Source organism: Flavobacterium sp. (assembly GCF_030146175.1).
Classification (GTDB): Bacteria; Bacteroidota; Bacteroidia; order Flavobacteriales; family Flavobacteriaceae; genus Flavobacterium.
In genome coordinates this window covers 1-23352 of sequence record NZ_JASLCE010000088.1, presented here as the reverse complement: position 1 = coordinate 23352, position 23352 = coordinate 1, and the positions used below count along the sequence as shown (strand labels likewise).

Here is a 23352-nt window from a genome sequence, read left to right as displayed (position 1 = left end):
AAAATGGGTTAAAAACTGCCTGATTTTAGTTGCAGTCCGGTTTTTTCGTCCAGACCAAACATCAGGTTCATATTCTGTATCGCTTGTCCCGAAGCCCCTTTTATCAGGTTATCGATAATGGAAGTGATCAACAGGTACTTTCCTTTTTTTTCAAGACTGATGATACATTTGTTGGTCTGCACTACCTGTTTTAGATGAATAGTATCGGTAGTTACGACTACAAAAGGATCGTTCTGATAAAAAGTTTTGTATAACGCAACAATAGCATCCAGCGATTTTTCCGTTTGAGTGTATAGGGTCGCAAAAATCCCACGGCTAAAATCCCCGCGGTTTGGAATAAACAGCAACTCCTGATTAAAACCGGGTTGCAGTTTGTCCAGACTTTGTTGGATTTCGCCAAGGTGCTGGTGTTCAAAAGCTTTGTAATGCGACATGTTATTCGTGCGCCAACTGTGATGGGTAGTTCCCGATGGTTGTACGCCAGCACCCGTACTACCGGTAGTCGCGTTGATATGAATACTGTTTTGTAGTTCCTGATCCTGCGCTAAAGGTACTAATGCCAATTGTATCGCAGTAGCAAAGCACCCTGGATTGGCTACAAATTGAGCCATTTTGATCTTTTTACGGTGAAGTTCCGGTAGGCCGTAGACAAAAGAACCGGCATCGGGATGTAAACGAAAATCATTACCCAGATCGATAACACGCGTATGGGATGCAAAATGATGTTTTTCCAGAAAAGCCTTCGACTGACCGTGGCCTAAGCAAAGAAAAACAAGATTTACTTCGGGATTGATCGTATCGGTAAAGATCAGATCCGTATCACCCAATAAATCCTGATGTACAGTTACAACGGGTTTTCCGGCATTGGTCGTACTGTAAACAAAGTCGACAGTTGCTTTGGGGTGGTTTTGGAGCAGACGTAATAACTCTCCGGCGGTATACCCCGAACCGCCAATAATACCTGTCTTAATCATAATCGAGCGCATTTACCTGTGAATAAATAGTTTGTGCATTTCCGAGGATTTTGATAAAACCCTTCGCATCCGTAGCCGTCCAGGCATTGTTCATTTCGCCATACTGACCCATTCCGGTGTTCATTAAATCGTGTTGCGATGCAATGCCATCGAGTGAAAAATGATAGGGTTTTAGGGTAACGGTAACTGTTCCGCTTACGGTTTGCTGCGTATCGGTTAGAAACGTTTCGATATTACGCATCACCGGATCGAGGTATTGGCCTTCGTGAAAAAGCATGCCGTACCAGTTTCCGAGTTGTTCCTTCCAGTATTGCTGCCATTTGCTCAGTACGTGTTTTTCGAGCAAATGATGTGCTTTGATGATGATCAAAGGAGCGGCGGCTTCAAAACCGACACGCCCTTTGATCCCGATAATGGTGTCGCCCACATGAATGTCACGACCAATCGCAAAAGCAGCGGTTAAGTTTTCGAGTTTGGCGATATTGGTTGTAGGTGTGGCTTTTTCGCCGTTTACAGCTATCAGTTCGCCTTTTTCAAATTCAAGAACGACTTTTTCGGGTGTCGTTTTTTGTAGTGACGACGGGTACGCTTCGTCTGGTAACGGAAGGTGCGAGGTTAGTGTTTCCTTTCCGCCCACACTGGTTCCCCAGATTCCTTTATTGATTGAATATTGCGCCTTTTCCCAGGAATAGGAAACCCCTTGTTTTTCGAGATAGTCAACTTCTTCCTGACGGGATAGTGTAAGATCGCGTATAGGGGTAATGATTTCAATTTCCGGTGCTATGGTTTGAAAAATAAGATCAAAACGGATTTGATCATTACCGGCTCCGGTACTTCCGTGTGCGACGGCATCGACTTCGATTTTTTGGGCATAACGGATAATTTCCAATGCCTGGAAAACCCTTTCGGCACTTACAGAAAGCGGATAGGCATTGTTTTTTAGCACATTCCCAAAAACCAGGTATTTGATGGCTTTCTGATAATATTTTTCAATAATGTTACAGTTGGTATGCTGAAAACTTCCCAATTCGTAGGCGCGGGCCGTGATGGTTTCTAATTCGGCTTCCGAAAAACCACCGGTATTTACCAAAACGGTATGTACCTGATAGCCTTTGTTCTGTAGGTATTTCAGGCAAAAAGACGTATCCAGTCCGCCGCTATAGGCTAAAACTACTTTTTTGATTTCCTTGGCTGTAGGTTGTTCTGTCATCGTATTTATTTTTTTAAGAAAAGTGCCTGTTTGATATTTTTTAGTCGGCTCAGGACTTTCTGATTAAAGGTATAGGTTGCTTTTGGCTTTCTTTTTTCGTTCGGATCGTATAGCATTCCGGTGCAAAGGCACATTTTGTTTTCCTTCCGCTGGAGAATGTCAAAATTCGAACAGGTCCTACAACCGCTCCAAAAGCTCGGATCATCGGTTAGTTCCGAAAATGGCACCGGCCGGTAGCCTAAATCGGAATTGATTTTCATCACGGCCAAACCGGTAGTGATTCCAAAAATTTTTGCTTCGGGATACTTTTTTTGCGAATAGTCAAAAACAAACGTTTTGATTTTTTTAGCCAGTCCGAGGTGACGGTAATCCGGATGGACAATAAGGCCCGAATGCGCCACAAACTTGCCATGACTCCAGCTTTCGATATAACAAAAACCGGCGAATTTTCCGTTTTCGAGTGCGATAACAGCATCCTGCATGTCGATCTTTTTACGGATGTATTCCGGTGTCCTTTTGGCAATACCGGTGCCTCTTTGTAAGGCTGAGGTTTCGATGGTGTCGCAAATCTCTGCCGCATAGACATAATGCTCCTTTTGAGCAATAACAATGATTACATTCATCTTTTACAATGATGGGTAAATATTAATAAACAATAAAAAGTAAAGGGTAATGGGAAGGAGTCGAAACCGTCGGGATGTTTCGAAAAAGGCAGTGTTTACCGTCGTGTTGCAGGAATTGCAAACGGTAGTACTAAAATGATATTTAAAATAAGGCTAATAAAGCCGGTAAAAACAATAGCTATTTCCAAAATGGGAAAAATAGAAGATGAATAACAACAGGAAAAACTCGGGTACTAGAATAGACTCCGCACTGTCCGCGAAGTAGTGGACAGGCTTTTCCGTAGGGAACGGTTACTATGTAACGCAGTTAATTTCATCGGGACAAATGTAGTATAAATTATAACATAAGTTGAAAAAAATAATAAAAATGCTGTTTTTTGTCTTTAAATGGGTGTTTTTGTACGATTTATTCAATAAAAAAACCGGGATTAATCATATGATTAATCCCGGTTTAACCGTCAAAACAGTTCTTTATTTTTTCACCACTTTTCGGATATATTCTTTATTTCCGGTCGTGATTTTAAGGATATACATACCCGTTGCCAGATTGCGGATATCGATTTGCTCGGATAGCGTATTGTTGGAAGGCATCACATTGCTTTCCAATACGATACGACCATTGGTATCCACTAACATCAGGTTTACTTTTTGATCGGCGATATTTTCTACCGACAGGTTTACAAAACCATCAGACGGATTCGGATACAACTGTAGGTTTTCAAAACCATTTACAGGACTTTCCGCAGCCATTCGGGCACCACAGCTAATCGCTACAGCCGAACGCGTTCCGTTGGAATTGCTGGTCGATCCGGCACTGTTTTTCGCCACCATCGAATACGTATAGGTCGTACCAGCGTTGATCAAATAAGTATTTAAAAACGATGTACCGGTAACGTCCGGAGCATATAAGTTTCCGTTGCGATAGATATCGTAGGTAGTGGCATTGGCAGAAGCCGTCCACGTCACATTAATAGCGCTGGTTGTTCCGCTACAAGTTGGTGTTAAAGTAACCGTAAATGCACCCGGAGCGCCACAAGCCGGTGGTGTAGCCGACAAGGTTCCGTTGGAGTTATTGGTTGTTGTACTTCCGGCATTTTTCGCTTTTACGTAGTAAGTATACGCCGTTCCGGAAGTAACTGCCGTATTCAGGTATTGCGTTCCGGTAATACTGCTGGCATATAAAGCTCCGTTACGATAGATGTCATAGCTGGTCGCATTGGCCGAAGCTGTCCAGTTCAATCGAACGCGGGTTGCGGTTCCGTTACATTCCGGAGTAGCGGTTAATGTAAACGCACCCGGAGCACTCGTACTACAAGTTAGCCCTAAATTCGATTTAAAAGCATTAAAATAAGCAGATGCAAACGAATCCCTCCAGGTAGAACTGGTTAGTTTGGCCGCATCGGCTGTGGTATCGACAAAACCGATTTCATTCAGACATCCTGTAGCAGAGGAATAACGCAATACGCCCAGGTGATAGGCCAGGAAGCTGTTGTCTTCTACGCAGCGTCTGTTAGCCCATGAACCGTAGGATACCATATCGGCCTGGATTTTCTGAGCGAAAGCGATATCCGGTGCTGTATCGGTATCGTCGGCGGTACAATAAAAAGTTTCAGTACCGGTTCCGCCACCGGCATTACAGTGAATACTTAACAAACGGTCGGCATTCCAGTTGTTCGACATGGTTGCCCGTTGTGTTACCGAAGTCCAACTGTTCAGATTGGTTGTACGGGTCATGTATACGGTCCAGGAACAACTACCTTGGATTAAGTTACGGGTACGCAAACCTACTTCCAGTGAGGTTTCAATTTCAGTAGCGGTTCGACCATCGGGATTATCGCTGGTTGTGGCACCATAGCCGTGTCCCGGGTCGATAACAATGATTTGTGCGTTTGCGGCGAAACCTAGTATCAGGGCAAAAAGGAGTGTAGATATTTTTTTCATAGCATTAGTTTTTTAGTTCAGAAGTGAAGATTCTACCGGTTTTATCATCGGTAAACAATACTTTGTTTTTTCCGTAGAAAGAAGGGAACATTTCGGCAAAAACCTCCGTATTTGTAATTTTTCTCGGTTTGAAAGCTTTCGTATCAAACAAATACAATTCGGAGTTGGTTACGCTATGTCCGTCTTCACTTTCGTCTAAAAATCCTAATAGGAACTTGTCATCCGCTGACCATCCGGTAGCGATTCCGGTTCCGACTTTTACGGGTTTATTTTCCCCATTCAGATCGTAAACAAAAATATCCGCTCCGTTGTGAACGGCCACTTTTTTACCATCGTTAGACAATATGGCATTGTAAAACTGCCCTTCGTCATTGGTGATCACCCAGGTTTTTTCAGTAGCAAGGTCTTTCGCTTCGATCTTTAAAGTCATTAGATTGGTGTAAACCACAACTGGTGTTTCCTTACCCTGGTACGATGGCAGAAAAGTGTGGTTGATGTCGTCTTTTAATTCACGTCTTTGAGTGGCCACATCATAGGCATACACTCTTGACTGTGCAAAGAATTCTTTGTCACCTTTTTCTTTAAAATAAAAGGTGCTGTTGTTGCGATCCCAGGTATAACCGTAACCGCTTCCTTCCTTATCGGAAATTTTTTGTACCGTATTTTTGGCCAGATCCAAAAGATAAACTCCTTTAAAATGCTCGCCGGTTAAAAGGGCATGTGTTCCGTCTGGCGAAACTACGGGATTTGTGAAAAATCCCTCGACGTTTACGCGATTAAAATCGGATAGTTTCTGAGCATGCCCGCAGATGCCTAAAAACAACATCGAAATGTACAATAGGTTTTTTTTCATAATGTATAGATTTGATTTTCATAAAATTACTATTTATATGGTACAAAATGCGAAATATTTATTAACAAATAATTAATATTATACTTCTTGTTAATATTTATGGGGCTTGGGCATAAAAAAAGCACTTCTTTTGGAAGTGCTTTTAGGGTGTTTTTCAACAATATTAACGTCGGAATTTATTCCGGGTTATGATGTTTTTGAGTTTTGCTTTCAAATCTTCACCGGTATCATAAACCATTTGTTCGTTACCCGGAAACGGAACCGGTTTGCGGTCGAAATATTTAAAATAGTTATCATCGCAGGCACGACGATCACCTTGATAATTGGCATAGATATTTTGAAAAACATATTCGCTGCTCAACGGAAACGAATCGATCAGTTGGTTGGTTTTAAAATCGATATAATCTACTTTGGCCGTTACCTGACAGGCTTTAAACTGTGTAAATTCGTAAATGTCGATTCGGATCGTACGGAAATTATCTACTTTAACCGGTTTTCCCAAACTGTCGCGAACCACGCGGCCATTGGCATCAACCAAATTTTTAACGCCGTCTTTGATTTGTTTTTCTTTGATAAACTGACGCTCTTTGATTTGCTCCGGAGAGATTTTAATATCGCGGAAGTTAACAATCAGACCATAATCGTAGGTAACTCCTTTCTGGCGATTACTATGGTAAACGGTCCATTTGTCGTCAAGACCAAGCGTACTGAAGTCCAGTAAATCCGATTCCAGGCGTACCGGAATTACCATATTGGTTTCGTTTTTTGAGTATACATTTACAAAATCGGTTCCTTTAAACTGGGCCTCGTCCATTAATTTGGTAACGTCTTTAAAGTTAGGACTTAGCGTTAGCAGATAAGCGAAATCATCGTAAGCTCTTCTGTAATTCAGTTTGTTATTGGTCGCCATTAAGGCTTTGGAATTGTCGTACAGGAATTTAGCCAGTGCATTTTTACTGCTTACAATCTGATCGGAATAATCGTCGAACGGAAAAATAGCATTCCGGTTTTCTTTTATAAGTCGGAGTGGCAATAACGGACGAATTCGCTCCTGACGGTTGTTAAGCTGTAAATAGGTATTGTATAGTTTTTCCAGTTTGGAAGGATTCGCATCTTTAACAAGGAGTTCAATGGTGCGAAGATCACGGTCTTTGGCTTTGGCAAACGCTTCTTCCAGCAGGTACACATAATCTTGTTTTCCTTTTGCATTTTTATTGTTTCGCAATCCTTCGATAGCCCGGTCAATGGCCCCGTCGTAATCGCCTTCACTCAGCATATTCTGGGTTTGTTTGACACCACAGGAACAAACAAAAGCCAATATGAATACTAAAGCAGTAATTTTCCTCATAAATGAAATCTTTAAAGATGCCCAAAAGTATAAATTTTGAACGGATTATAAGAAACGGGCATAAAAAAACTCCGGTCAGGCCGGAGTTTTTATTAGGAATATAATGTCTTATTTTCGTTCGAACGGCGGTAATAGTTTACTGGAAACTTCACCAAATCCGATACGTACCTGATCATTCTGACAGAAACCTTTCATGATCACGGTATCACCGTCGTTGATGAATTTACGCTCGGTACCATCGTTCATTTTTAGTGGGTTTTTACCACCCCATGTTAATTCCAACATCGATCCGAAGCTGTTGTCGGCAGAACCGGAAATGGTTCCGGAACCCATCATATCACCAGAATTCACACGACAACCGTTAACGGTATGATGCGCCAACTGCTGACTCATGGTCCAGTACATATATTTAAAGTTTGATTCACAAACTACCGTAGCATCGGCATTTTCAGGAGCGATAGCCACTTCCAGGTTGATATCGAAAGCATGGTCGCCGGTTTGTTGTAAATATGGAAGCGGAGTTGGTTCCTGTTTTGGGCTTGCCACGCGGAAAGGCTCCAAAGCATCCAACGTTACGATCCAAGGGGAAATGGAAGACGCAAAGTTTTTAGCAAGGAAGGGACCTAGTGGCACATATTCCCATTTCTGAATGTCACGGGCACTCCAGTCATTTAACAATACCATACCGAAAATATAGTCTTCGGCTTCACCTACAGGGATGTTTTCACCCATGATGTTGGCATCTGTCGTAATAAAAGCGGTTTCCAATTCGAAATCCACTAATCGCGACGGACCGAATACCGGTTGAGTTTCACCATTTGGAAGGGTTTGTCCCATCGGACGGTGTACCGGAATTCCGGATGGCACGATCGTAGAACTTCTTCCGTGGTAGCCAACCGGAATATGCAACCAGTTTGGAAGTAATGCATTGTCCGGGTCACGGAACATTTTGCCCACATTGGTCGCGTGTTCTTTACTGGAATAGAAATCGGTATAATCGCCGATTAGAACCGGTAATTGCATTTCGATGTCATTTACGTTAAAAATAACGATTTCTTTATGGGCGTCGTTATCGCGTAATTGCGAGTTTTCGGCATCAAAAATATCAGCTAGTCGGTTACGTACCAAACGCCATGTTTTTTTACCGTCGGAGATAAAATCGTTCAGCGTATCCTGCATGAACATATCGTCAGTTAGTTCAATACCTTCAAAATAACCCAATTGTTGTAGGGCTCCCATATCGATCGCAAAATCACCAATACGTGTTCCGATGGTTACCACATCATCTTTAGTTATAAAAACCCCGAAAGGAATGTTTTGTATCGGAAAATCGCTGTTTCCAGGGACGTGTAACCACGATTTTCTAGTAGGGTTATTGGCACTTATAGGCATATTGTATGTTTGTTTTTGTTGTTGAAAAATTCGAAATCAAATATAGTAGCTATTGTGAATTTAACAAACCATTTTCGTATTTTTGAGGTCAATTTAACGAAATATTATAAAATGCAACGCGACGAACAAATTTTCGACTTAATTCTTGAGGAACAAGATAGACAAATTCACGGATTGGAACTTATTGCATCTGAGAATTTCGTGAGCGATCAGGTAATGGAAGCTGCGGGTTCTGTTTTAACAAATAAATATGCAGAAGGATACCCGGGTAAACGGTATTACGGCGGATGTGAAGTAGTGGACGTAATCGAACAAATCGCAATCGACAGAGCTAAGGCTTTGTTTGGAGCGGACTATGTAAACGTACAGCCACACTCCGGATCGCAAGCCAATACGGCCGTTTTCGCAGCCTGTTTAAAACCGGGCGATAAAATATTAGGTTTCGATCTTTCACACGGAGGACATTTAACACACGGTTCACCGGTGAACTTTTCCGGAAAATTATACAATCCAGTATTCTACGGAGTGGAAAAAGAAACCGGAATGTTGAACTACGATAAGATTCAGGAAGTAGCAACCCAGGAACAACCAAAATTGATTATCGCTGGAGCTTCGGCTTATTCCCGCGATATGGATTTTAAACGTTTCCGCGAGATTGCCGACAGTGTAGGGGCGATTTTAATGGCCGATATTTCACACCCGGCTGGTTTAATTGCTAAAGGATTGATGAACGATCCGGTTCCTCATTGCCATATCATCACGACAACAACACACAAAACCCTTCGCGGACCAAGAGGTGGAATGATCATGATGGGGAAAGATTTTGAAAATCCGTTTGGAATCAAAACGCCAAAAGGAGAAATCCGTATGATGTCGTCTTTATTGGACGGATCGGTATTCCCGGGGAATCAGGGTGGACCGTTGGAGCATATCATTGCGGCAAAAGCAGTAGCCTTTGGCGAAGCGTTAAGCGATGAATTCTTTACATATGCGATGCAGGTTCAGAAAAATGCAAAAGCAATGGCAGAAGCCTTTGTAAAAAGAGGATACAATATTATTTCGGGAGGTACCGATAATCATATGATGCTGATCGATCTTAGAAATAAAAATATTTCCGGGAAAGAAGCTGAAAATGCTTTGGTAAAAGCCGAAATCACCGTTAATAAAAATATGGTTCCTTTTGACGATAAATCGCCATTTGTAACGTCTGGTATCCGTGTAGGAACTCCGGCAATTACCACACGTGGTTTGGTAGAAGCCGATATGGAAACCATCGTTGCGCTGATTGATAAAGTGATTCTAAATCATACAGACGAAGCGGTATTGGAAGAAGTAGCCGATGCGGTAAATGACATGATGGGCGAACGCGCCATGTTTGTTTTCTAAACATCAGAATATATAAAAACAAAAATCCTTCCGTACGGAAGGATTTTTTATTGGTATTAAAATTAAAGATAAAAGAGTCGACAGCTATATAAAACCTCATGGAGGAATTAGATAGTTAGGTGTTGTCGGGGACGTTAAAAATTACAACAACTGGCCGAAATTGATGATCAGCAGTATAAGTTGTTTAATTAGCATAATCATTAGCTGTACCATGAGTAAATCAATGATTTAAAGAAGGTTTAACGAACTGCAAGTTACAAAAAAAGATAATAGTCGATTACGGTTTTTCGGATTATTTGCTGTGGATTTGTCTTAAATAAATCATAAAATTTACTGTGGCATTCCTTCCGGATCCATATAAACAATTTCCCATTGATGACCGTCCAGATCGGAAAAACTATGCGAATACATCCAGCCGTAATCCATCGGTTCGGCATAAAGCGTTCCACCGGCTTCGACGGCTTTGGCTATGATCGCATTTACCTTTTCCCGACTGTCGGTGTCCAGGCATAAAAGTACTTCGGTTGTCTGTGTGGCGTCGCTAATTGCCTTACGGGTAAAATCCTTAAAACGTTCGTGTACCAGTAACATCACAAAAATAGTATCGCTAACGACCATGCAGGTGGCTTTGTCGTCTGTAAACTGCGGATTAAATGTAAATCCCAGTTTGGTAAAGAACGCAATCGATCGATTGAGGTCTTTAACGGGTAGGTTTACAAAAATTCTTGTTGCCATAAGTATGTCTGTTTAGTTGGTTATCAGTAGGAAGGCTATGAAGTTACTTTTTTTTTGATTGTTATAGTGGTAATGAAACGTTAAGAATTAAAAGGTATAAAATAGCGTTAAATGTAGCCGGAATATTTTTAGGTAGGGCTGAATTTGCTATTTTTAGACTTTAAAAGTAAATAAGTGAGATCACTATATCTGTTGTTCATTTTAATCGGGTTATCTGCAAGTGGTTGGGCGCAAAATGATTTTGTAACCAAATCAAAACCGATTCCCCGTTTGAAAATACCGGCTATTAGTCCGGATAAATCATCCAATTCGACCGCTTTTCCATCGATGAATTTTAGTTCGTCTATTTTTGATACGCCCTTAAATCCGTTGGAAACCTTAAAACCAAATACATCTTCGTTTCAGATTGGAGAAGACAATTCCAAATTTGGCGCGGAAAAAGAAAAATTTGCCAATCCAGGCGATGTATATGTCGAAAAACTAAAACAGGATTTTAAAGGTGAAGGTAATGGTGATTCGCGTATCTTTAAAAGAGACCAGTCATTTGGGGAAATCCGTACCAAATCGGAATACGTTAAAATTGTTTACCGCGATCACGAATATGTGGATGGTGATATGATTAAGTTTTTAGTAAACGGAAAAATCGTGATTCCGCAGATCATTTTAGATGCTAGTTTTAAAGGAACGACACTCGGATTGGAAAAAGGGTTTAATAAACTCGATTTCGAAGCGTTAAATCAGGGAAGTTCCGGTCCGAATACAGCCGAGTTTCATGTCTACGACGATAAAGGCCAATTGCTTTCGGCCAACCGTTGGGATTTGGCCACCGGGTTTAAGGCAACGATTATGATCATCCGAGAATAAGATACGATAACACCTGACAGGTTTTGGAAACCTGTCAGGTGTAAAAGATGTAAAAGATGTAAAAGAGAGATAAGAATAAAATATAAAACATTAAAAAAGGGTCGCTTGTAGCGACCCTTTTTTAATCTTGTTCCGGCATCATTTTAGTAGTAATGGCGATCCGGTTCCACGAATTGATCGTGATAATGGCCATCATCACCTGAGCCAGATAATTATCGTCATTGAGCGCTTTACGGGCGTTTTCGTAGGTCGCATCCGATACATGGTTCGGAATAAGTGTCATTTCTTCCGTAAGGGCTAAAATCGCCTTTTCTGCTTCCGAAAAGAAATGGGTATCCCGCCAGGCATTTAACGCATAAATACGTTGTTCGGTTTCGCCATATTTACGGGCATCTTTGGTGTGCATATTGATACAAAAAGCACAACCGTTGATTTGTGAAGCGCGTATTTTGATAAGCTCTTTATGGATTGGCGTAAGCTTGGAAGTGCTTAAATACTTTTCGAAAGCATACATGATTTTATACGCTTCCGGTTCCAGTTGACTGATGTTAATTCGATTGTCCATAGTGATTGATTTTTTATTAGGACAAAGTTCGGAAGTGCCAACCGGAAAAAAATTAAGCTGGTTTAAGAAATGCGTTTAACTCATTTTTTTTCGAACCTCGCTTACGTATTCCGGGCTGATTCCTAAAAAAGAAGCCAGTATATATTGCGGAATCCGTTGGGCAAACTCCGGATAAGTGCCTACAAATTGCAGGTAGCGTTCTTCGCCCGAAAGCAGAAAAAGATATTCGATTCGCGTGAGGGAAGCGGCATAAGCCCGCTCAAGGTTTTTCCGGAAATAACCTTCCAGTGCGGGGATTTTTTCAAACAAAGCTTCCTGTTCCGAACGACTGATATAGAGGACTTCCGAGTTTTCCAGTGCTTGGATATAAAATTTGGAAGGTCGGCCGGAAGTATAGCTCGAATAATCGGTGATCCACCAATTTTCAAGTCCGAGTTGGATAACCTGTTCTTTTCCGTTTTCGGTGATCAGATATAAGCGGAAACAACCTTTTCCGATAAAATAATTGTATTGGCAAACACTGCCTTCGGTATGAAGGATCTCTTTTTTGGCTACTTTTTTCGAATGGAAAGTTGTGGCTATGATTTCTTTTTCCTCCGGGGTTAGCGCTACCGATTTTTCAATATGCCGGATCAATCGTTCCATTTTACATCGGACTACAGATTTCCACTAAAAAGCCTTCGGGATCTCTCACATAAGCCACTTTTTGTCCCCACGGTTTGGTTTTAACCGCTTCGGTTAATGTAGCGCCAGCCTGAAGTGCGGCTGCTACGGTTTTTTCGACATCATCGGACGTAAAACCCAATTCGATACCAAAAGGTTTTGCGGATGTATTGCTTTCAATATAACCGTCCTTTAGGTTCGATTTTGCCAGTGTATGAACGGCAAATGACAGTGTGGTAGAACCGGTGATCAATTCGCCGTAATCTTCATCGGGTGTGATAAATTTACGTTCGAAACCAAACGCATTTTCGTAAAATGTCATGGCTAGATTTACATTTTGTACATATAGGATGGTATAGGCAAATGTGATCATATAGGATAAAATAATTTTGGTGTTTTGTTCCGGAAATTACCGGATCACTATTACAAATGTACAAACTTTATCTTACAGAGAATTGAGAATTGGCTTGCTTAATACGATCATATGTTTGCATTGGATTCCGTTTTCGAAAATCGGATCCTTATAATGTTCCGTAAAGAAATTCTTTTTCAGACCGGTAACTTCAAAGCCTTGTTTCTGGTACCATTGCAATTGCGGAATACTGGAATTTCCCGTTCCGATGATCACCTCGTGAAATCCCCTTTTTTTGGCTTCTGCAAAGGCGTGGTGCAATAAAAGCTTCCCAATACCTTTTTGCTGGTGATCTTCCCGTACGGCTATGTTTTTGATCTCAACAGCGGTTTCATCGATCGGATATAAAGCATAAACTCCGATATAATCGTTTCCGACGGGAATTCCATATAAAAACGATTCGTGTATATAACTATTGATCATATCAATATACGGATCGGCCAATAGCAATAGCGGGTAGGGAATGGACTTGCTGTAGATCGGTTGTATCGTCATATGCGGTCATTTTTTGGTTAGGTCTAATGTGGTCAGATCACCTACGCTGTTTCGGAACGTTACTTTAAAAGTTTCCTTATTCTTGTTTCGCAACGGTGATGGTTGGGTAACGATATCGCAATAATTGATGTTATCATAGTTTACATCATCAATCTGGACAATTTCATCTTCAATACCGACAGTTCCTTTTATCGCATCGTCCCAGATAATGCCAACAACCAGTTTTTCATTGCTGATCGTTGGTTTAAAGCCGATTTGTTTTTCTTTTAAATCGTAGCTTTCATTGAACGGTTCGAAATAAAAATATTTGTTTTTATAATCCACAGTAACCAGTCCGTGGTTTAGTAGTTCGGCACCGATTCGTGAATTTTTGTCGTTAGTGGTTTCGATGGTCATGTTTTTAAAAGCGGTTCCGTTGATTTTGATTTGCGGAACGGTAAACCGGTAGTTTTTAGTATCCTCAGAATTACCAAATATCCCAATAGACGCATTTCCGTAGCCTTCTTCGATATCGACAAAAAGATTCGCTTCCTTTAGAATATCATAAGCCCGTAACGACATGTCATAGAGGTTGTTCATCCCGGTGTCGAACAGGAGTTCTTCGGAAGCCTCTTTTTTGTTTTTCAGACCGATTTTAATAAAAGGACTGCTTTGTGTATCGTATAGGTAGAGTTTGGACGCGTATTTTTTGCGTAAATTTAATCGGGAAGGATTATCGGTTATGATGATGGACTTTTTTTGAGATGACAATTGTAAGATCGAATTGCGCAGGAGGTTACTACCTATAAAACCGTCAATTTTAAGGCATTCAAAAATCATTTTATTGTCGTTAACCAATGCGGGAATATCCTGAAAAGTAATACCGCCTAACGATAATGCTGGTATGGCGACCATTTTCATGGTATCGTTTTTTCCGTTGGCATCCACAATATTGATACTGCTTAGAAATTTCGATTGCATTACATTACTCAGTTCACTGGTAATCACACAAGGTGCGCCCGTATCCAATAGAAAGCGGTAGGTTTTGTTTTCGATCACAATTGGTATGATCAATTTATTATAAATGTTTTCAAACGGAATTTCGGCAAAATAATCTTTTTGAAGTGTATTGCCCTGATTCAGCGTAATGGATTGTGCTTTATGCTGAATCGGGATAAAAAGTAAAAATAAAAGGCATAGAAAACGGGTCATACGGTTTTGTTTTGTGATGATCATAATTTTTAGATGCGATAAATTACAAAAAGTATGCGTATTATTTTGTTAAAATTTTCAGGAAATAAATAAAAAAAGGTTGTCTTTTAGAACAACCTTGTAAAAACCTGTCGGATTTTGAGGTCTGACAGTAGTATTGTAATTGGATTATTTTTTAGGTTTTGGAAGGTTTTCGGAGATTTTCTTTATTTTGGAAATCTCTTTAACCAGTATGTATTTTACCGATGAACCGTCGGCAGGAGGATTGTCAATTTTTTCTTCTTTGATCTCCAATACATATTCGTTTCCAGCTTCATAGCTAAAACCTTCGATACCGCTATACCAGAATTCCCAGTCTTTTTGACCGTCTTTTTTAACTAGAAAACATTTTTGTGGTGCCACACCGGTACAATCGGCTTGTTGTGACGCTACGATAACCTGGAAGGTTTGGGTAACCGGTGCTTCAGCTTTTGCCGGTAGACCTTCGGATGTTTTGGCTGTTTTCGAGATTTCGTTTACCAGTACATATTTTACAGAAGGCGCATCGGCCGGCGGATTGTCAATTTTTTCTTCGCGAACTTCCAATACATATTCGTTTCCATCTTCAAAAATAAAACCATCGATTCCATTATAAAGATTCTCCCAGTCTTTTTGGCCTTCTTTTTTAACCAATAAACATTTTTGAGGCGCTACACCAACACAGTCCGCTTCTTCGGAAGCTACTGTTAATCGTATCACTTCACTTTTGCTACAGGATGCAAATAGAAAAAGGGATACTGCTAAATACATTAGGTTTCTAAACATACTATTTGATTTTAAAGTTAATGACTTGTGGATTTTGCCAGTGTCCAAGTTTGTTTCGGGCTATCTGGCGGTGTAGTGAAGTGAATATATATTACAAATATAATGATTTTTGTTAAAAAAATCGTGTTAAATTTTAAAATCATGCTATAAAAAAAGGGCTATCTCTTTTGAGACAGCCCTTTTTACTATGTTTTTTTTGGATCTTATAAGTGAATCACTTCTCCGTAAGCATCAGCAACAGCTTCCATCACAGCCTCACTCATGGTAGGGTGTGGGTGGATTGCTTTTAGGATTTCGTGACCGGTAGTTTCCAGTTTACGAGCCACAACAGCTTCAGCGATCATGTCGGTTACACCGGCACCAATCATATGGCAACCTAACCATTCACCATATTTAGCGTCGAAAATAACTTTTACAAAACCGTCTGGCGTACCGGCTGCTTTAGCTTTACCGGAAGCAGAGAACGGGAATTTACCCACTTTGATTTCAAATCCTTTTTCTTTGGCTTGTTTTTCGGTCATACCAACAGAAGCAATTTCAGGAGTAGCATAGGTACATCCCGGAACATTTCCGTAATCGATTGGCTCTACGTGTAAACCGGCAATTTTTTCCACACAAAGGATTCCTTCAGCAGAAGCAACGTGTGCCAATGCCTGACCCGGAACCACGTCACCGATAGCATAATAACCCGGAACATTGGTTTGGTAATAGGCGTTAACAAGGATTTTATCTCTGTCGGTAGCGATACCCACTTCTTCCAATCCGATATTTTCGATGTTGGATTTGATACCTACTGCAGAAAGTACGATATCGGCTTCCAGAATTTCTTCTCCTTTAGCGGTTTTTACCGTTGCTTTTACGCCGTTTCCAGTAGTGTCTACTTTTTCAACAGAAGCATTGGTCATGATTTTGATACCGGCTTTTTTAAGCGAACGCTCAAATTGTTTTGAGATATCTTCGTCTTCAACCGGAACGATATTTGGCATAAACTCTACGATGGTTACATCTGTTCCCATAGCGTTGTAAAAATGTGCAAATTCTACTCCGATAGCTCCGGAACCGACTACGATCATTGATTTTGGTTGTTCCGGTAATGTCATTGCCTGACGGTATCCGATTACTTTTTTACCATCTTGCGGCAAGTTTGGTAATTCACGGGAACGCGCACCGGTAGCGATAATAATATGATCGGCAGTATACTCGGTTACTTTTCCGTCTTTATCGGTTACATCTACTTTTTTACCCGGTTTTACTTTTCCAAAACCATCGATTACATCGATTTTATTTTTTTTCATCAGGAACTGAACACCTTTGCTCATTCCTTCAGCAACACCACGGCTACGGTTGATCACAGCTCCGAAATCTTTGTCGAATTCGTTAACCGTTAATCCATAGTCGGAAGCATGTTTTAGGTAATCAAAAACCTGAGCCGATTTTAATAACGCTTTTGTTGGAATACATCCCCAGTTCAAGCAGATACCTCCCAAGTTTTCTTTTTCAATAACGGCTACTTTAAAGCCCAATTGTGAAGCTCTGATGGCCGTTACATAACCACCTGGCCCGCTTCCTAAAACAATAATATCGTATTTCATAAATGTATAATTTCAAATGAATTTTCTGCGTACGAAAATAGGGATTTATTTGTTTTCTGAAAAGATTAATACGATCAAATTTCAAAATATCCCGAAAATGAACCCGCTAAAAATAGTGTATTTCTATTTTTAAGGCTAAATGACTGTCGATTTTTTAATTTTTTCACTCAGAATAGCTGGTTTGCCACTTATTCTGTAACGGCAAACTGTGAGTAATACAGGTTTTTGTAGAACCCGTTATCCTTGTTTAACAATTGATAATGGGTACCTTCTTCTACGATTTCCCCTTTGTCCATTACAATGATTTTATCGGCGTTGATAATCGTTGCCAGTCGGTGTGCAATTACGATAGACGTTCTTCCTTTGGTGATCGTTTCCGTCGCTTTCTGAATGAGTTCTTCCGAATAGGTATCGATTGAAGAAGTGGCTTCATCGAGAATCAGAACACTTGGGTTGCTTACATAGGCCCGTAAAAAAGCAATCAACTGTCGCTGACCGGATGATAGCATAATACCGCGTTCTTTTACGTTATAATCGTAATCTCCCGGCAAACTCATAATAAAGTCGTGCGCCCCGATTTTCTGAGCGGCAAGAATAACATCCTCACGGCTGATCGCCGGATTGTATAGTGTAATATTGTTCAAAATCGAATCGGCAAATAAGAAGACATCCTGTAATACGATGGCGATTTGTTTCCGTAGACTTCCGATTGTAAATTCGGTTATAGGCGTATTATCAATAGTGATGGTACCGCTGTCGATTTCGTAAAAACGGTTCAGTAAGTTAATAATTGTAGACTTACCGGCTCCGGTTGCACCCACAATGGCTATAGTTTCGCCCGCATTGACCTTAAGATTGATCCCTTTTAAAACTTCTTCTCCTTCGATATAACTGAAACGAACATTTTCAAAACGAATATCTCCTTTAAAATGCGTGGCTTCCACGGTTCCGGAAGTTTGCAGATGATCATCAATGTCCAATACTTCAAAAACCCTTTCGGCTGCGATGATACCCATTTGCATCACGTTGAATTTATCCGCAATCTGTCGTAACGGGTTAAATAACATATTGATCAACATTGTATAGGCAAACAAATCCCCAAAAGTGGTGGCGTTATCACCGCTGATGATGTTTAGACCGCCATACCAGATAATACACCCTAAAGTCACAGACGATACAATATCGGCTATCGGGAAAAAGATCGAGTTATACAGGATATTTTTTAACCAGGCATCGTTGTGTTTTTGGTTGATCACTTTAAATTTTTCATATTCAATAGCTTCACGGTTAAAAAGTTGTACGATCTTCATTCCGGTAACGCGCTCCTGTACAAACGTATTGAGGTTACCCACCTGATTTCGCACTTCTTCGAAAGCGATTTTCATTTTTTGCTGGAAAACACGGGTCGCATATAATAATATCGGCATACCCAGAATAACGATACAGCTGAGTTTCCAGTTCATATAAAACATAATACCTAGAATGACCACCATTTTTAGCAGGTCGCTGACAATCATAAACAACCCCTGACTAAAAATACTGGCAATCGACTCGATGTCGGAAACGGAACGGGTTACCAGTTTTCCTACCGGTTCGTTGTCGAAATATTTCATTTTGAAGTTACTGATATGACGGAACAGTTTTTCGCGGATATCTTTCACAATATCCTGTCCGAGCCAGTTGGCCCAGTACACAAAATAAAACTGCGAAGCCACCTCAAACAGTAATATCACCGCCATCAGCAGGATAAAAAGCAGGAGTCCTTTGGAATCGTGTGTTGTTAGATAACGGTCTACCGTTTCTTTTAACATATAAGGACGTAATGCGGCAAATATCGATAGTGATATCGCCCAGGCAATAACGGCGTTAAAGCGTCCCTGATAGGGTTTGGCAAAACGCATTACTTTTTTTAAAGAAATAGATTTTATGGCTTTCATAGGGAATGGCGCTCTTGTATATAGGGATAAACAACCCGGGTGAGATAAAGTCCGTGTGCCGGAACGGAAAAGCCGGCTTTACTACGGTTTTTACTTTCGATTATTTGTCGGAATTCGTCCAATGTTGTTTTCCCAAGTCCTATATTAATTAAAGTTCCCACTATGGCGCGGACCATGTTTCGCAAAAAACGGTCGGCACTAATGGTAAACACTAATTTTGTACCGTTTTGTTGCCAATGGGCTTCGGTAATGGTGCAGTTAAAGGTGCGCACATCGGTATGTACTTTCGAAAAGCACTCGAAGTCGGTATAGTCAAACAGCAATTGCGAAGCTTTATTCATGGCTTCCACGTTTAGTGGATGGAAATGGAACCAGCTACCTTCGTTTTCAAAGGGATCTTTAAAAAGATGGATATGGTATTCGTAGGTTCTGCCGGTGGCGTCGAAACGGGCATGGGCTTCGTCATGTAGCGGGATAAAGCGGTAAACGGCAATATCTTTCGGCAAAAACGAATTTAATTTTTGTACCCAGCGATCCGAATCCAAAATTTGGTCAAAATCAAAATGGGCATACATTTGCCGTGCGTGCACACCAGTATCGGTTCTTCCGGCTCCAACAAGTTCGATCTCCTGTTTCAATAAAAGCGATAAGGCTTTATTTAGCGTTTCCTGTACCGATATGGCATCCGGCTGATACTGCCAGCCATGATAATTCTTCCCGTTATAAGCGAATTCTATGAAGTACCTCAAAGTTCAATTTCCAGATTAATACAAAAAGAACAAAGATACGGGAATTCGAGAACTGACAAATTTGAAAATACCATAATTTTAAGTTAAAACACGGTTAAGTATGATTATTTTTGTGGGAATTACTAGAAGTACGTGCCACGCTAAAAAAGACTCGTTGTGAAAAAGATTTTACTGCTTTCGGATACGCACAGCCATATGGATGCGACCATTTTAAAATATGTAGACCAGGCCGATGAAGTCTGGCATGCCGGCGATATCGGCGATTTATCCGTTGCCGATGCGATAAAAGAACGCAAACCGTTGCGTGCCGTTTATGGAAATATTGATGATGGAAAAGCCCGGTTGGAGTTTCCGTTACACAATCGTTTTTTCTGTGAAGGTGTGGATGTTTGGATCACGCATATTGGCGGTTATCCGGGAAAATACAATCCGGCGATCCGTACGGAAATCAAAAACAATCCGCCGAAATTATTTATTTGCGGACACTCGCATATTTTAAAAGTACAATTCGATAAGGAACTGAATTTGTTGCATATGAATCCCGGTGCGGCCGGTACGCATGGATTTCACCAGATGCGTACGATGTTGCGGTTTGAAATCGATGGCGATAAAATTCAGAAATTGGAAGTAATCGAAATCGGGAAAAGAGGCTGATTTAATCCGGAAGTTCCACTTTTATATAGATTAGCGTTCCGGTATTCGGTTTGGAATTAATCGTGATGCTTCCTTTCATACTTCTTATCCGGGCTTTGATCTGCGTTAGTCCGAAACCTTCTTTGTGTTCGGTTTTTTTGGTGTCAAAACCAGCACCGTTGTCTTCCACATTGATAAAAAGCTGGTTGTTGTTTTGTTCGACCGAAATAAAAGCTTTTGACGCCTGACTGTGTTTGATGATGTTGTTGAGTAATTCGGCTACGATAAAATACATCTTCATTTCAAATTCACTGTTATACCGGATGTCTTTAGCGATATGATTGGTGAATTCAAACTGGATAAGGGTGTTGGAATTTTTCTCGCATAAATCCTGTAAAGCCGACAAAAGACCGAGTTTTTCGAGTACCGGCGGAATCAGTGTATGCGACAGATCACGGATTTTATCGTGTGCTTCTTTAATGATGGCTTTGGTTTTGATAAGCTCAGGCGATGATTCGTCCAGATGATTGGTTTCGTAGGCCATTAAATGCAAACTGGCCGACGATAGCAAGGCGCTGATGCTGTCGTGGAGAATCCCGGCAATTCGTTTTCGTTCGAACTCCTGTCCGTCGATCGTTGCATTGATAATATTTTGCTGGATTTTATTGTTCACATCTTTGAGTTTATTTTTTTGTTTCAAACGCATATTCTGGTAAAAGAAATAGAAGAGAATGCTACAAAAGGCAAACAACGTAATAAAAATATACAGCAGCTTTTTGTTGCGGGCTTCTTTGTCTTTTAGCAGCTGCTCTTTGGTTTTGTAGGTGTCTTCAATTTTGTAAATCTTGTATTTTGTTTCCGTATCCCGTAATTCTGAACTCACTCTTTCATTAAACAACGCATCCGTGTTGTCGATGTATTTATTCAGATAAATATTCGCCTTCTGAAAGTCGTTCATTTTTTCGTAGATATACGACAGGTTCAGATACGTATCGGAAGTCGACAGGGAAGTGGTATCGTTTGGTTTTGACGCCAGAATTTCTAAAAACAGGTTTTCGGCTTTTTTGTAATTCTTTTCAACTTCCAGATAATAATAGGCGATATTGTTGCGGGTATTGTTTAGACTGTTTAAATTTTGCGAAGCCTCGGCGTATAGTAACGTGGTGTCCAGGTATTTTTTGGCTTTTTCGTATTCTTTTGTTTTAAGATAATAGGCGGCATAGTTGCTGTAGCCAATATATTTCTGATGATTGGTACCGTTGTTTTTGGCAATATGCAAAATGCGCTTCATATAAAAACGAGCGCTGTCCAGATTGTTTTTTTCGGCAAAAATTTTAAAAAGACCTTGTTGCGCCCAGGCCGATAACGTATCGTTTTCCTGCGCATAGGCACTTTTTTCGCTTTTTCGGAGGTAATATACCGCTTGTTTGATGTTTTTAGTTTGTTCGAAACAAATTCCGATATGTTTTAAAATGATGGCTTCCTGTAGGTTAAGCTGTTCTTTTTCGGCAATCTGAAGCGCGTTAAATAGTATTGTTGTTGCCTTGGAATAATCTTTCAGGCGGGTGTATATCTGCGCTTTATGAATGCTTTTATGACATAATTCGGTATAATTTTTATCGCGGTATAATAGCTCCGATTCCCGTTGCAGGTATCGCAATGCTTTTAGTTCCTGATGACGCTCCAGATAATAATCGGTCGAGTCGCTACCGGTTGGGATTTGCCCCCAAAAAGTGCCACTATACAGGAGAATAAAAAATACGATACTATTTTTCAATATCAGATCTCGATTACAATTTTAGGTTTGGTGGCGGTAACACCGTCTTCCGTTTGGGTTACGTCGATTTTTAATTGATCATTATACGGTATAATCGTTTCATTACGGGTAATGAAGTTGGGTGATGGCTTTTGAGCCATACTCAGGATGATATCGATATGATTTTTGGATGTTGCGCTATCAAAATAGTAGGTATAGCTGCAATTGTCCGGGAAAGTGATCAACAGATCAAACGAATTGTTTCCATTGTCACGCACTTCATGTTTTTTTAGTAAGGCCATAGTGATGTAGATTTATTGGTTAATCAGATTGTTACGTATAGCAAATTTTACAAGTCCTATGGTATTTTTTACGTTTAATTTTTTGATTAGGTTTTTACGGTGGGTTTCAACGGTATTGGTACTGATAAAAAGCACTTCGCTGATTTCTTTACCGCTGTATTCTTTGGAAATTAGTTTTAAGATTTCAAGTTCCCGGTCGGTTATTAAGAGTAACAGATCGCTGTTGTCGATCGATTTATCGTTTCCGATTCCGGTAAATGACAGGAATATTTTTTCCCGTATGGCTTTGGAATAATATTCTTCGCCTTTGCTGACACAAGTAATGGCATCCACGATATTTTCGCTGGCGCATTGTTTGGTGAGATAGCCTTTGGCGCCCAATTGGATTACTTCTTTGATTAGTTTTACATCGTCATAACTCGACAAAACAATCACATGACAGGGAAATCCTTTCTGAGCAAACTCTTTTAAGACTTCGATACCGTCTTTGCATGGCATGTTAATGTCGATAACCAGAACATCTACCGACTGGGTATAGATTTTATCCAATAATTCGCTTCCGTTAAGGGAATAGCCAACGACCTCAAAATTCTTGTTTGTTTTTAATACAGCAAGAATTCCTTCGATTAGCACCAGGTGGTCATCGGCAAGGTGAATACGTATTTTATCATTCATTGCTGTTATTTTTAATCAAATTTAATATTAATTGTGTTATATTTTTATTTTTAATTCAATTAATTAAGGATGATATTGTGAATAAACGATAAAAGGAATAAAATAAACGATGATTGGTTTGTCGTTAAAATAAAAAAACCGGATCAAAACTGATCCGGTTTTTTAACGCACTAATAAACTAAGATGATAGGTTTATCGTAATCGATCTACAGATTTTACAAGATCTTCATCCTTCTTGATGGCTTTATTAGC

The 23352-nt window shown here is 40.3% G+C and carries 23 protein-coding genes; 3 read left to right on the top strand and 20 right to left on the bottom strand.

Annotation, left to right across the window (positions count from 1 at the left end; genetic code table 11):
- Nucleotides 1-8: 8 nt before the first annotated feature.
- The 7 genes from argC to fahA all read right to left on the bottom strand — a co-directional run bounded on the left by argC (nt 9) and on the right by fahA (nt 8341).
- Nucleotides 9-974, bottom strand: a complete 966-nt coding sequence (gene argC / locus Q1R07_RS10520; protein ID WP_300489672.1) for an N-acetyl-gamma-glutamyl-phosphate reductase — start codon at nt 972-974, stop codon at nt 9-11.
- Nucleotides 967-2157, bottom strand: coding sequence for an argininosuccinate synthase domain-containing protein (locus Q1R07_RS10515; RefSeq protein WP_300489709.1), 1191 nt, complete (start codon nt 2155-2157; stop codon nt 967-969). The genes argC and Q1R07_RS10515 overlap by 8 nt, the downstream gene beginning before the upstream one ends.
- 32 nt (nt 2158-2189) lie before the next feature.
- A complete protein-coding gene (locus Q1R07_RS10510) occupies nt 2190-2807 on the bottom strand; it encodes a GNAT family N-acetyltransferase (RefSeq protein WP_300489669.1) in 618 nt (205 codons plus the stop codon).
- A gap of 471 nt (nt 2808-3278) precedes the next feature.
- Entirely contained in the window at nt 3279-4748 is a 1470-nt protein-coding gene (locus Q1R07_RS10505; RefSeq protein WP_300489666.1) for an N-acetylmuramoyl-L-alanine amidase, read from the bottom strand.
- 4 nt (nt 4749-4752) lie between these two features.
- Nucleotides 4753-5601 carry a hypothetical protein gene (locus tag Q1R07_RS10500; RefSeq protein ID WP_300489663.1) on the bottom strand — a complete coding sequence of 283 codons (849 nt, stop codon included), beginning with the start codon at nt 5599-5601 and terminating at the stop codon, nt 4753-4755.
- Between the two features lie 163 nt (nt 5602-5764).
- On the bottom strand, nt 5765-6949 hold the full coding sequence (locus Q1R07_RS10495) for a hypothetical protein (protein ID WP_300489660.1): 1185 nt from the start codon (nt 6947-6949) through the stop codon (nt 5765-5767).
- 108 nt (nt 6950-7057) lie between these two features.
- The gene (gene fahA / locus Q1R07_RS10490; RefSeq protein ID WP_300489657.1) at nt 7058-8341 is read right to left on the bottom strand and encodes a fumarylacetoacetase; all 1284 of its coding nucleotides are present in this window, start codon (nt 8339-8341) and stop codon (nt 7058-7060) included.
- A gap of 111 nt (nt 8342-8452) precedes the next feature.
- Between fahA and glyA the strand changes: the two genes are divergently transcribed.
- The gene (gene glyA / locus Q1R07_RS10485; RefSeq protein WP_300489654.1) at nt 8453-9727 is read left to right on the top strand and encodes a serine hydroxymethyltransferase; all 1275 of its coding nucleotides are present in this window, start codon (nt 8453-8455) and stop codon (nt 9725-9727) included.
- A gap of 330 nt (nt 9728-10057) precedes the next feature.
- On the opposite strand, the gene Q1R07_RS10480 is transcribed toward glyA, so the two are convergent.
- On the bottom strand, nt 10058-10462 hold the full coding sequence (locus Q1R07_RS10480; protein ID WP_300489650.1) for a VOC family protein: 405 nt from the start codon (nt 10460-10462) through the stop codon (nt 10058-10060).
- A gap of 174 nt (nt 10463-10636) precedes the next feature.
- On the opposite strand from Q1R07_RS10480, the gene Q1R07_RS10475 reads away from it, so the two are divergent.
- The gene (locus tag Q1R07_RS10475) at nt 10637-11326 is read left to right on the top strand and encodes a hypothetical protein (RefSeq protein WP_300489647.1); all 690 of its coding nucleotides are present in this window, start codon (nt 10637-10639) and stop codon (nt 11324-11326) included.
- Nucleotides 11327-11447: 121 nt separating this feature from the next.
- On the opposite strand, the gene Q1R07_RS10470 is transcribed toward Q1R07_RS10475, so the two are convergent.
- The 9 genes from Q1R07_RS10470 to truA form a co-directional block, all read right to left on the bottom strand.
- Nucleotides 11448-11891, bottom strand: a complete 444-nt coding sequence (locus Q1R07_RS10470; protein WP_300489644.1) for a carboxymuconolactone decarboxylase family protein — start codon at nt 11889-11891, stop codon at nt 11448-11450.
- A 75-nt stretch (nt 11892-11966) separates the two neighbouring features.
- On the bottom strand, nt 11967-12536 hold the full coding sequence (locus tag Q1R07_RS10465; protein ID WP_300489641.1) for a Crp/Fnr family transcriptional regulator: 570 nt from the start codon (nt 12534-12536) through the stop codon (nt 11967-11969).
- A 1-nt stretch (nt 12537) separates the two neighbouring features.
- Complete coding sequence (locus Q1R07_RS10460) at nt 12538-12927, bottom strand: VOC family protein (protein WP_300489639.1); 390 nt, start codon at nt 12925-12927, stop codon at nt 12538-12540.
- Nucleotides 12928-12999: 72 nt separating this feature from the next.
- Nucleotides 13000-13461 carry a GNAT family N-acetyltransferase gene (locus tag Q1R07_RS10455; RefSeq protein ID WP_300489637.1) on the bottom strand — a complete coding sequence of 154 codons (462 nt, stop codon included), beginning with the start codon at nt 13459-13461 and terminating at the stop codon, nt 13000-13002.
- Nucleotides 13462-13467: 6 nt separating this feature from the next.
- The gene (locus tag Q1R07_RS10450; protein ID WP_300489634.1) at nt 13468-14676 is read right to left on the bottom strand and encodes a retropepsin-like aspartic protease; all 1209 of its coding nucleotides are present in this window, start codon (nt 14674-14676) and stop codon (nt 13468-13470) included.
- A gap of 144 nt (nt 14677-14820) precedes the next feature.
- Nucleotides 14821-15456 carry a DUF4377 domain-containing protein gene (locus Q1R07_RS10445; protein WP_300489631.1) on the bottom strand — a complete coding sequence of 212 codons (636 nt, stop codon included), beginning with the start codon at nt 15454-15456 and terminating at the stop codon, nt 14821-14823.
- Between the two features lie 203 nt (nt 15457-15659).
- Nucleotides 15660-17048 (bottom strand): dihydrolipoyl dehydrogenase, encoded by a 1389-nt coding sequence (lpdA, locus tag Q1R07_RS10440; RefSeq protein WP_300489628.1) that lies wholly within the window; start codon nt 17046-17048, stop codon nt 15660-15662.
- A 188-nt stretch (nt 17049-17236) separates the two neighbouring features.
- Complete coding sequence (locus tag Q1R07_RS10435; RefSeq protein ID WP_300489625.1) at nt 17237-18985, bottom strand: ABC transporter ATP-binding protein; 1749 nt, start codon at nt 18983-18985, stop codon at nt 17237-17239.
- A complete protein-coding gene (gene truA, locus Q1R07_RS10430; RefSeq protein WP_300489622.1) occupies nt 18982-19734 on the bottom strand; it encodes a tRNA pseudouridine(38-40) synthase TruA in 753 nt (250 codons plus the stop codon). Before truA ends, Q1R07_RS10435 begins: the two co-directional genes overlap by 4 nt.
- A 156-nt stretch (nt 19735-19890) precedes the next feature.
- Between truA and Q1R07_RS10425 the strand changes: the two genes are divergently transcribed.
- On the top strand, nt 19891-20388 hold the full coding sequence (locus Q1R07_RS10425) for a metallophosphoesterase family protein (RefSeq protein WP_300489620.1): 498 nt from the start codon (nt 19891-19893) through the stop codon (nt 20386-20388).
- Nucleotide 20389: 1 nt separating this feature from the next.
- Here Q1R07_RS10425 and Q1R07_RS10420 read toward each other — a convergent pair whose 3' ends face one another.
- From Q1R07_RS10420 to Q1R07_RS10410, 3 genes are read right to left on the bottom strand one after another with little or no spacing between them, the layout of a single operon-like run.
- Entirely contained in the window at nt 20390-22144 is a 1755-nt protein-coding gene (locus tag Q1R07_RS10420; protein ID WP_300489618.1) for a tetratricopeptide repeat-containing sensor histidine kinase, read from the bottom strand.
- 2 nt (nt 22145-22146) lie between these two features.
- Nucleotides 22147-22425: a hypothetical protein gene (locus Q1R07_RS10415; RefSeq protein ID WP_300489615.1), complete on the bottom strand. Its 279-nt coding sequence runs from the start codon at nt 22423-22425 to the stop codon at nt 22147-22149.
- A gap of 12 nt (nt 22426-22437) precedes the next feature.
- Complete coding sequence (locus Q1R07_RS10410; RefSeq protein WP_300489612.1) at nt 22438-23100, bottom strand: response regulator transcription factor; 663 nt, start codon at nt 23098-23100, stop codon at nt 22438-22440.
- Nucleotides 23101-23352: the final 252 nt, after the last annotated feature.

Excerpts from the sequence above, each read along its gene's own strand:
- Q1R07_RS10460 (WP_300489639.1), bottom strand. The coding sequence starts at position 12,927 with ATGATCACATTTGCCTATACCATCCTATATGTACAAAATGTAAATCTA.
- Q1R07_RS10415 (WP_300489615.1), bottom strand. The coding sequence starts at position 22,425 with ATGGCCTTACTAAAAAAACATGAAGTGCGTGACAATGGAAACAATTCG.
- Q1R07_RS10445 (WP_300489631.1), bottom strand. The coding sequence starts at position 15,456 with ATGTTTAGAAACCTAATGTATTTAGCAGTATCCCTTTTTCTATTTGCA.
- Q1R07_RS10450 (WP_300489634.1), bottom strand. The coding sequence starts at position 14,676 with ATGATCATCACAAAACAAAACCGTATGACCCGTTTTCTATGCCTTTTA.
- glyA (WP_300489654.1), top strand. The coding sequence starts at position 8,453 with ATGCAACGCGACGAACAAATTTTCGACTTAATTCTTGAGGAACAAGAT.
- lpdA (WP_300489628.1), bottom strand. The coding sequence starts at position 17,048 with ATGAAATACGATATTATTGTTTTAGGAAGCGGGCCAGGTGGTTATGTA.
- Q1R07_RS10410 (WP_300489612.1), bottom strand. The coding sequence starts at position 23,100 with ATGAATGATAAAATACGTATTCACCTTGCCGATGACCACCTGGTGCTA.
- Q1R07_RS10480 (WP_300489650.1), bottom strand. The coding sequence starts at position 10,462 with ATGGCAACAAGAATTTTTGTAAACCTACCCGTTAAAGACCTCAATCGA.
- Q1R07_RS10465 (WP_300489641.1), bottom strand. The coding sequence starts at position 12,536 with ATGGAACGATTGATCCGGCATATTGAAAAATCGGTAGCGCTAACCCCG.
- Q1R07_RS10435 (WP_300489625.1), bottom strand. The coding sequence starts at position 18,985 with ATGAAAGCCATAAAATCTATTTCTTTAAAAAAAGTAATGCGTTTTGCC.
- argC (WP_300489672.1), bottom strand. The coding sequence starts at position 974 with ATGATTAAGACAGGTATTATTGGCGGTTCGGGGTATACCGCCGGAGAG.
- Q1R07_RS10500 (WP_300489663.1), bottom strand. The coding sequence starts at position 5,601 with ATGAAAAAAAACCTATTGTACATTTCGATGTTGTTTTTAGGCATCTGC.
- fahA (WP_300489657.1), bottom strand. The coding sequence starts at position 8,341 with ATGCCTATAAGTGCCAATAACCCTACTAGAAAATCGTGGTTACACGTC.
- Q1R07_RS10510 (WP_300489669.1), bottom strand. The coding sequence starts at position 2,807 with ATGAATGTAATCATTGTTATTGCTCAAAAGGAGCATTATGTCTATGCG.
- Q1R07_RS10495 (WP_300489660.1), bottom strand. The coding sequence starts at position 6,949 with ATGAGGAAAATTACTGCTTTAGTATTCATATTGGCTTTTGTTTGTTCC.
- Q1R07_RS10470 (WP_300489644.1), bottom strand. The coding sequence starts at position 11,891 with ATGGACAATCGAATTAACATCAGTCAACTGGAACCGGAAGCGTATAAA.
- Q1R07_RS10505 (WP_300489666.1), bottom strand. The coding sequence starts at position 4,748 with ATGAAAAAAATATCTACACTCCTTTTTGCCCTGATACTAGGTTTCGCC.
- Q1R07_RS10455 (WP_300489637.1), bottom strand. The coding sequence starts at position 13,461 with ATGACGATACAACCGATCTACAGCAAGTCCATTCCCTACCCGCTATTG.